This window comes from Streptomyces sp. NPDC006235 (genome assembly GCF_040613735.1).
In the GTDB taxonomy this organism is placed as follows: domain Bacteria; phylum Actinomycetota; class Actinomycetes; order Streptomycetales; family Streptomycetaceae; genus Streptomyces.
Genome location: NZ_JBEXSR010000030.1, coordinates 107,886 through 116,403 on the forward strand (window position 1 = coordinate 107,886; position 8,518 = coordinate 116,403).

General features: G+C 69.9%; 5 protein-coding genes and 1 pseudogene. 4 read left to right on the forward strand and 2 right to left on the reverse strand.

The window, feature by feature from the left end; translation table 11 throughout:
- Window positions 1-18: 18 nt before the first annotated feature.
- Together ABZ192_RS29260 and ABZ192_RS29265 are read left to right on the forward strand one after the other, a co-directional pair.
- Window positions 19-2,868, forward strand: a complete 2,850-nt coding sequence (locus ABZ192_RS29260) for a BTAD domain-containing putative transcriptional regulator (RefSeq protein WP_356927473.1) — start codon at window positions 19-21, stop codon at window positions 2,866-2,868.
- A gap of 112 nt (window positions 2,869-2,980) precedes the next feature.
- Window positions 2,981-3,799 carry a hypothetical protein gene (locus ABZ192_RS29265; RefSeq protein WP_356927474.1) on the forward strand — a complete coding sequence of 273 codons (819 nt, stop codon included), beginning with the start codon at window positions 2,981-2,983 and terminating at the stop codon, window positions 3,797-3,799.
- A gap of 346 nt (window positions 3,800-4,145) precedes the next feature.
- Here the strand turns inward: ABZ192_RS29265 and ABZ192_RS29270 are convergent.
- Window positions 4,146-5,148, reverse strand: a pseudogene (locus ABZ192_RS29270) (IS5 family transposase).
- A gap of 72 nt (window positions 5,149-5,220) precedes the next feature.
- Entirely contained in the window at window positions 5,221-6,162 is a 942-nt protein-coding gene (gene bla, locus ABZ192_RS29275; RefSeq protein WP_356927475.1) for a class A beta-lactamase, read from the reverse strand.
- A 145-nt stretch (window positions 6,163-6,307) separates the two neighbouring features.
- Between bla and ABZ192_RS29280 the strand changes: the two genes are divergently transcribed.
- Together ABZ192_RS29280 and ABZ192_RS29285 are read left to right on the forward strand one after the other, a co-directional pair.
- Window positions 6,308-7,210 carry a LysR family transcriptional regulator gene (locus ABZ192_RS29280; protein WP_356927476.1) on the forward strand — a complete coding sequence of 301 codons (903 nt, stop codon included), beginning with the start codon at window positions 6,308-6,310 and terminating at the stop codon, window positions 7,208-7,210.
- Window positions 7,207-8,148 (forward strand): serine hydrolase, encoded by a 942-nt coding sequence (locus ABZ192_RS29285; RefSeq protein WP_356927477.1) that lies wholly within the window; start codon window positions 7,207-7,209, stop codon window positions 8,146-8,148. The genes ABZ192_RS29280 and ABZ192_RS29285 overlap by 4 nt, the downstream gene beginning before the upstream one ends.
- The last annotated feature ends 370 nt before the right edge of the window (window positions 8,149-8,518 follow it).

The window sequence follows — 8,518 nt, forward strand, 5'->3', positions numbered from 1 at the left end:
AGCGCTGGGGGAGGCACAGTGCCGGTTGAGGTCCACTTACTGAACGCCGTGCGGGCATGGGCGGACGGGCAGGAGGTGAGCCTCGGGCACGCCCGGCAGCGCCATGTCCTGGCGGCCCTGCTCATCGACCTCAACCGCCCGGTGTCTATGGACCAGTTGGTCGACCGGGTATGGGGCGAACGCGCACCCCGACGCGTAACGACGACGCTTCACAGCTATGTGTCACGGCTGCGCCCGGTAGTGGAGGGCCTCGGACTCACGATCGTGCGTCGCGCAGGCGGCTACGTCTGCGAGGCCGATCCGGAGATCGTGGACGTGCACCGCTTCCGTCGGCTTGTGGAGGATGCCCGCATGGCCGAAGCGCCGCAGCCCGCGGCCGACCTCCTGCTGGAGGCGCTGGCGCTGTGGCAGGGGGACGCGCTCGACGGGGCGGACACCCCATGGTTCAACCAACTGCGGGAAACCCTCGGCGGGGAACTCCTCAATGCCGAGCTGGCCTTGAGTGAGGTGATGCTGGAGCTCGGGCGGGAGGCGGAAGTCCTGCCACTGCTCCGCACACGGGCGCAGGCGCAACCGTTCGACGAGCGCATCGCAGGAAGACTCATGCTCACGCTGCACCGGCAGGGGCGAACCGTGGAGGCGCTCGACCACTACCAGACCATCAGGAGCCGACTGGACGACGAGCTGGGCCTACAGCCAGGTGCCCCGTTGCAGCGGCTGCACCAGCAGATCCTCTCGGACGACCCGGCACTGACCCTTTCGGAACCGGAGGCCCCCGCCCGCACGGAAGCACTGGCGGTCGTTCCCCGCCAGCTTCCCGCCCGGCCGCGTGGCTTCATCGGCCGAAACGAGCAACTGGCCCTGCTCACCGAAGTGCTGGGCTCACCGGACGAACCCAGCAGAACTGTGGTGGTTTCTGCGATTGGCGGTATCGGCGGTATCGGCAAGACCTGGCTCGCCCTGCGCTGGGCCCACGAGCATCTCGACGCTTTCCCCGACGGACAGCTCTACGTGAATCTCCGGGGCTTCGACCCTGGTGGCGAACCTGTCCCGGCACACACGGCAGTGCGCGGCTTCCTGGACGCTCTCGGCGCCGATCGCGCGGCTATCCCGGCTGAACCGGACGCCCAGGCCGCTCTCTACCGCAGCCTGACGGCCGACAAACGCCTCCTGGTCGTCCTGGACAACGCCCGCGACACCGCCCAGGCCGCACCATTGCTTCCCGGCGGCCCGACGTGCACCGTCATCGTCACCAGCCGCAATCAGCTGGCCGGCCTGACCACCGCACACGGCGCCCGCCCGCTGCCTCTGGACGTACTCACCGATACCGAGGCGCGGCACCTGCTCACCAGCCACCTCGGCGCCGAACGCACGGCTGCTGAACCTGAGGCCGTGGCCACGCTGCTGAAGTACTGCGCGGGCCTCCCCTTGGCCCTCAGCATCCTGGCCGCCCGCGCCAACCAGAGTCGAGACATCTCCCTCGCCGAACTGGCCGGAGAACTCCGCGAGACCCACACCCGGCTCGACGCCCTGGACACCGGCGACCTCACCGCCGACCTCCGGGCGGTGTTCGCCTCGTCGTACCGCGCGCTGGAAGCGGAGGCCGCGCGGCTGTTGCGGCTCCTCGGTCTGGCACCCGGCCCAGACATCAGCCTGCGCGCCGCAGCCAGCCTCACCGCCCTGCCCGTGCCGCGGGTGCGCGTGCTGCTGCGCAGGCTCCAGGCCGCCCACCTGGTCCAGGAGCACATCCCCGGCCGCTACCGCATGCACAACCTCACGCGGCTGTACGCCGCCGAACGGGCGCGAGAGGACTCGGCCACCGGCAGCGACGACGCACTGCTGAGGCTGATCGACTCCTATCTGCACACGGCCCACGCCGCCGCGGGCCACCTCGACCCGCACCGCGACCGCATCCCCTTGGCCCCCGCCCGGCCCGGGGCCGCTCCTGAGGAGCCGGCGGATCTCGCCGCGGCTCTGGCCTGGTTCACCGTCGAGCACCTCGTGCTGCTCGACGCCGTCGACATGGCGGTCAGGAGTGACCGCGATCGGTACGCGTGGCTGCTGGCCCACGCCCTTGAGACGTACTTCGACTATCGCGGTCACTGGCACGACTGGGCGGCCAGTCAGCACACCGCGCTCGACGCGGCGCGGCGACTCGCCGACCCGTCCTGGCAGGCGGGAGCCCACCGCAGCCTCGGCAGCGTCTACACGCAGATGGGCAGACTCGACAGCGGCCACACCCACTTCCGCCACGCCCTCGACATCTACGGCCGCCTCGGAGACCAAGTCAACCAGGCCCACACCCACCGCGGCCTGGGCTGGGTGTGCGACCAGCAGGGGAACCAAGAAGACGCGCTCGCCCACAACGAACAGGCCCTCGCCCTGTACCGGCAGGCCGGCCACCGTGCGGGACAGGCCAAAGCGCTGAACAACACCGGCTGGCTGCACATCATGCTCGGCCACTACCGACAGGCACTCACCCACTGCGCCCAGGCCGTGGACATCAACCAGCAGATCGGTGACCGTCACGCCGAGGCCGGAGCGTGGGACAGCCTCGGATACGCACACCACCACCTCGCGCAGTACAACGATGCCATCACCTGCTACGAGCGGGCCCTCGCCCTGGACCGGGAATTCGGCGACCAGTACGGAGAGACGGAGATCCTGGGGCACCTCGGCGACACCCGGATGGCCGCAGGCGACACCGAGGCCGCCCAACTCGCTTGGCGCAACGCCCTGGAGATCGCCGGAAGAATCGACCATCCAGCCATCGAGGAGCTCCGCCGCAAGCTCGACGGGTGCAGTTCCTCCTTGACACGGACCGCTCGATCTCCGGGTGCGCAGGGCGCCGAGGGTTGCGACCGTTAAGGGTGAAGGAGGCAGGTCCGAACGGGCGAGGACGGAGACAGCCGACATGCCAACGATCTGGGTCGTTGGGGTTGTCCCTGAACGTGATCGTCACGATGAACGGCTCGCCTGTATGAGCTGTGCCGAGCATCTCCGCCCCCGGCGGCGCTCCTTCGGGTGCACTTGGGGGTCAGGCCGCACCCTGAGCCGCCGCGCCGGGGCGGAGGTCGACTTCGGCGACCGCCTGGGCGACGTCGGGGTGTTGCTGAAGGCGCTGCGGGAGGTGGGCGCTGAGGAGGACGCCGGTGTGCTGAGCCATCGCGCCGCGACCTACGTCAACCCTGCCTTCCCGGACGACGTCGCCGACCTGTTGGAGCAGTTCCGCAGGTCCGGTCAACACGCGGCCGTGACCGTGCTGTTGTCCCGGCGTCCCGAGGTCTGCGCCGACCTCAGTTGGCCGCAGGCCACCGCCGCACTCCTCCGAAACCTGCATGACGCCGACGAGACCGAGGCCGAGGCGGTGTTGCTCGGCCGCCGTCCCGAGGTCACGTCGGAACTCCGGGACGCCTACGGCGTCGCCTCCCTTCTACACGTCCTGGAGGACGTCGGCGCGCACGAGGCCATGACCACCTTGAACCGTCGCGCGGTGGCCGAGACCGACATCGAGTTCGTCACGCAACTGCTCGACACGCTGGCGGAATACGGCGCGGACAAGGCCACCGCGGACCTCAGCCTCCGGACCGCCAACGGTGTCTGCACCACCGACCCGGCCGCCGTGGCACTCCTGCTACGCCTGCTGCGGACGATCGGGGCAGACGAGGCCGTCGCCATCCTGAACGGTCGGGCCGAGGACCACGGGGAGGCCGCCATCGAGGCGAGACGATTCGGACGTGACGTCAACGGGGAGAGCGCCCGGCCATGGGGTTGGCGCGATCTCCCGCCGGCACCCTGAGCACATTCGGAGACGCGGCAGCTGAGTGTCTGACTGCGTGACAACGCCGACGAACACTGGCGGACGAGCGCGGACGTCTGCGGACCATGAGGGCAGGTGAGGGGCGCACCAGTCCAAGGCGGCCTCCTCGCTCATGTTGGTTCGGGACGAAGAGGTCATCACCCAAGCTCTCACCGCCACGCTTCCGCCGAAGCAGCTCACTCTGGTCGACGGCATGGCAGCGTGGCTGAGGCCGGTGGGTGTGCGGCGAGGCAGACGCGTGCGTGCTCGGTCGGCGCGCCCGCCGTCGTGGCTGACTGTCGTCGCCTGAGGCTCAGACACTCCTAGGGCGCGTATCGAGTCGTGATCATTGGGTGGTCCGCGTCAGGTCTTTGATCCAGATCATTGACGCACGCAGGTGCAGGCCGGCGAGGTAGCTGTCTGGAGACTTGTCGTATCGGGTGGCGATGCCTCGCCAGGCCTTGAGCTTGTTGATCAGGCGCTCGACGGTGTTCCTCTCCTTGTAGAGGTCGGCGTCGTGGCTGACGGGCCCACCGCCCCCGGAGCCCTTCTTCCTCCGGTTGGCCGCCTGGTCCCGCTTCTCCGGGATCACTGCCTTGATGCCGCGTCTGCGCAGGTGGGCCCGGTTGCTCCGGGACGAGTAGGCCTTGTCCCCGGCGACTGTGTCAGGCCGGGTGCGGGGGCGGCCGACGGGCCCGCGGACCCGTACTTTCTTCAGGACGGGGAAGAACTGGGGGCGTCCGCTGCCTGGCCCGCGGTCAGGATTGAACGCCAGCGGGAGGCATTTGCGTGCGGCGGCGAGGTGGACTTTGCTGGTCTGCCCACCTCTGGAGCGTCCGAGGAGAGCGGCCTTCAGCCGGAGTTTTCGCCGCATCCGGATGCGTCTTCGTTCTTCCCGTGCGGGATCGCTTTCGGCCTCCTGCCCGCTTTGTTCGACGCAGCTGCCCCTTTGACCTGGCCTTCTCCGCATCGGCGGCGGCTTCCTCCAGGGCGATGAGGACGTCCTCGTCCAGGTGCATCCCGGCGGCGTCGTGGTGAGCCCGCGCGGTGGTGGAGTCGATACTGACCAGGGACAGGTCCACCTCACCGCGCTTCGCCGCTTCCGCGATCAGGCCGTCCAGCGGGGCCTCGAAGACCCCGGCGTCACGCCACTGCCGGAAGCGGTTGTGGACGGTCGACCAGGCGCCGAAATCCGTCGGCATCTCCCGCCACTGCCCGCCCGTCTTGAACCGCCAGATCACGCCCTCCAACTGCTGCCGCAGCCGCCCGGGGTACGGGCCGTATTCGCCGATCGGCAGGTACGGCCCGATGAACTCCCACTCCTCGTCCGTCAGTTGCACTCGCGTCACGCAAGAAGATCTACCGGTTCAGGCCCCGACGAGAGGGCGAATCCCGCAGGTTGATCAGACTCGATATGCGCCCTAGCGGCCCAGGGCGTCGGCCGCCACGGTGGCGGCCTTGGCGATAAGGGCGTCGCGGCGGTCGGCGCCCTGCTTGCCGCGGGTGGACATGACCGCCATGACGATGGGGTTGCCGCCGTCCTCCGGCCATACCACGGCGATGTTGTTGCGGCCCCCGTATCCGGCGGAGCCGCTCTTGTCGGCCACGTCCCAGCCGTCGGGAACACCCGCCCTGATGAGCGTCCGACCGGTCATGTTCGTCGTCATCCACTGCCGGAGAAGCTCGCGTTCGTCCCGTTTCAGGGCGTCGCCGAGCAGGAACGCCCGCAGGCTCTCCGCCATCGCACGCGGTGTGCTCGTGTCGCGGATGTCGCCTGGTGTGCCGTCGCTCATCTCCGGCTCGTACCGGTCCATCTCGGTGACGTCGTCGCCGAACTCCTCCAACACCTTCTCCAGGCCGTCGGGGCCGCCGAGCTCGTCGAGGAGCAGGTTGACCGCCGTGTTGTCGCTGTACCAGAGGGTGGCGGCGCACAGCCCCCGCAGACTCATGCCGGTCTCGACGAAGTTCTCGGACACGGGCGAGTCCGCGACCACGTCGTCCCGCGAGTACATGACCACCTTGTCGATGCCGTCCGTCCCGTACTTCCGGAGGATGGCGCCCGCTGCCAGCGCCTTGAACGTGGAGGCGTACGCGAACCGGTCGTCCGCCTGGTAGCCGACCGACCGGCCCGTGCCGGTGTCCAGGGCGTAGACGCCGAGCCGCGCGTCGAACTCCCGCTCCAGTGACCGGAACTTGGGAGCGGTGGGTTTCGTGGCCGCGGCCGGCGATGTCGACCGCTTCGAGGCGGCCGGTGAACCGGGCCCGGACTCGGTCTGCTGACCGCACGCCGGAAGGGCGCCGAGCGCGAGTAAGCCGGCCGCCACCCAGGCGGCGCCCCGGTGGATGCGAAGCGGGTACGTCATGGAATGGACCTCCAAGCCGTCGAAGGACAAGTGGACCGTGCGAGCCCGGGGAAAGCCCTGGGCGGCGACCACTCTCCGGCCAGTGGGTCGCCGAGGTCCAAGACGCGGACGTTCAACTCCATGCTGTTTTGGCATAGTAGGGCGCGTGGATCTTGTTGCGGCATGCCGCGCGTTCGTCAATGTGAGCGAGCACGGCAGTTTCACGGTGGGTGCGGCAGCGGCCCGGACGGCCCAGTCCGTCGTGAGTCGCCGCGTCGCCGCGTTGGAGCAGCGCCTGGGCGAGCGGCTGCTGGACCGGTCGTCGCGGGCGGTGACGCTGACGCCGTTCGGCCGGGACATGCTGCCGTCGGCGAGGCAACTCGTGCAGTCGGCCGATCGGTTCGAGAACGAGGCGGAGTCCGCGCGGCGCCGGCCGCTGCGGCTCGCCGTTCCCGCCATCTGTCCCACCGGAGCCCTCGCCCGCCTCATCGCGGAGGCGCACGGCCACGGAGTTCTCCTCGACCCGTGTCCCGCAGGGCCCGCGGAGCGGTCCGACCTCGTCACGTCCCGGCATGTGCGTGCGGCGCTGCTCGCGGTGGCTCCCACCGAGGCGGCCTGGACGGTGCCGCTGGGACTGGCGGTCGCGGACGACCCGCAAGGGCCGATCTACCTGGACACCCTGCGCCCCGGCCGGGCCGACCGCGACCGGCGGCCGCGGCGCGTGTTGCTTCAGCCGGAGGACGATGTGCCGCACGTCCGGGACCGTCTCGTCCGCCTGCGCGACGCCGTCGGGCTGCGCCCGGCCCAACTGGCCGTCGCACCCGCCGTGGCCGCCGCCGCGGCGGACGTGCTGAGCAGGGGCGACGCGCTGCTGTGCTCGGCCGCACAGGCCCGCGAACTCCGCCTCCACTGGCGGCCCGTCGGCGAACTCGGCCCCGGCTTCGCACGAGGCTTCTCCCTGGCCGTGGCGGACGAGTCGGACGCCGATGCGATCCGCCTACGCCAGGCCTGCGCGTACGGCATCGCCCGGTGCCTCGGCGCCATGGAGCACTCGGAGGCAGCCGCATGACCACGGGTACCGAGAGGCTGCTCGGGGAGCTTCGCCGGACGCTGCGCGACGGCGGGCTGTACGGCTCGTTCCTCGTCCGGGACCTGGAGACGGGCGACGAGATCGGTATCGACCCCGACATCGAGTTACCCGTCGCGTCCCTCGTGAAGATCCCGCTCGCCCTGGTGACACTGGAACGCATCCGGCGCGGGGAGCTCGACGGCGCCGCGGTGATCGTGGTGCCGCCCGGGCGGATCACGACCCCCGGTCCGACCGGCCTCAGCCGGTTCCAGCACGCCGCCCACATCGCCGTGGAGGACCTGCTCTACCTCAGCACCTGCATCAGCGACAACAGCGCCGCCGACGCCCTCTTCGCACTCACCCCGCCCGACCGGGTCGGGGCGGTACTGCACGAGTTCGGGCTGCGCGGCATCGCCGTCCGGCACACTATGCGCGAGTTGATGGAAACCCCGGTGGAGCGTTTCGACCCGGCGGACGTACACCTCGCGCACGCCCTCGCGATCGACGCCGGCACCCCCGGGCGCGGCCACCGGGTGCCGCAACTCGACATCTCACGTGCCAACACCGGGACGGCGCGGGCTTTCGTCGACCTCCTGCAGGCACTCTGGCGGTCGCGGCCCGGTACCGAGGGCGCCGAGCCCCCGGCGATCCACCCCGACGTCGCGGCACGGGTGCGCGGCTTCATGGCCAACAACCTCGTGCGCAACCGCCTCGCCCCGGACTTCGACTCCGACGCCTCCACGTGGTCGTCCAAGACAGGCATGCTGCTCAACCTGCGCCACGAGGTCGGCGTCGTCGAACACGCCGACGGCCAAACCTATGCCGTGGCCGTCCTGACCGAGTCACGGGTGGCCGCCGGCAGGCAGCCGGGCGCCGACGCCCTCATGGGCCAGGTGGCCCGGCGCCTGCGTGACGAGCTCCGTTCGAGATGGGTCTAGGGTGCGTATCCAGTTCGTGACGACGGCGGGCCAGGCGACGGGCAGCCCGAAGTTCATCCCCGTCCTGAAGAAGGTCCGGGTTCTACAGGGAACGGAACACCGTCGAGCGCGCAGTCAACAGGAGGAAGGCCTGGCGAGGCATCGCCCCCTCTGACACAAGACCCCGGCCGGCTACCTCGCAGGCCTCCACCTTCGCGCCTCGATGATCTGGATCAAGGGATCTCGATCAAGGAGCCTCACACGAGCCACCCCTTGATCACAACCAAATACGCTCCCTAGGTAGCGTCTTATCGATCACGCATCGAGCCAGATGAGTGTGCTGGCCAGGGTTATGGCGGCGAGGTAGCGGTCGGGCTGTTTGTCGTAGCGG

Bases quoted from the DNA above. Each gene is read 5' to 3' on its own strand.
- ABZ192_RS29265 (WP_356927474.1), top strand. From the start codon at position 2,981: ATGAGCTGTGCCGAGCATCTCCGCCCCCGGCGGCGCTCCTTCGGGTGC.
- bla (WP_356927475.1), bottom strand. From the start codon at position 6,162: ATGACGTACCCGCTTCGCATCCACCGGGGCGCCGCCTGGGTGGCGGCC.
- ABZ192_RS29285 (WP_356927477.1), top strand. From the start codon at position 7,207: ATGACCACGGGTACCGAGAGGCTGCTCGGGGAGCTTCGCCGGACGCTG.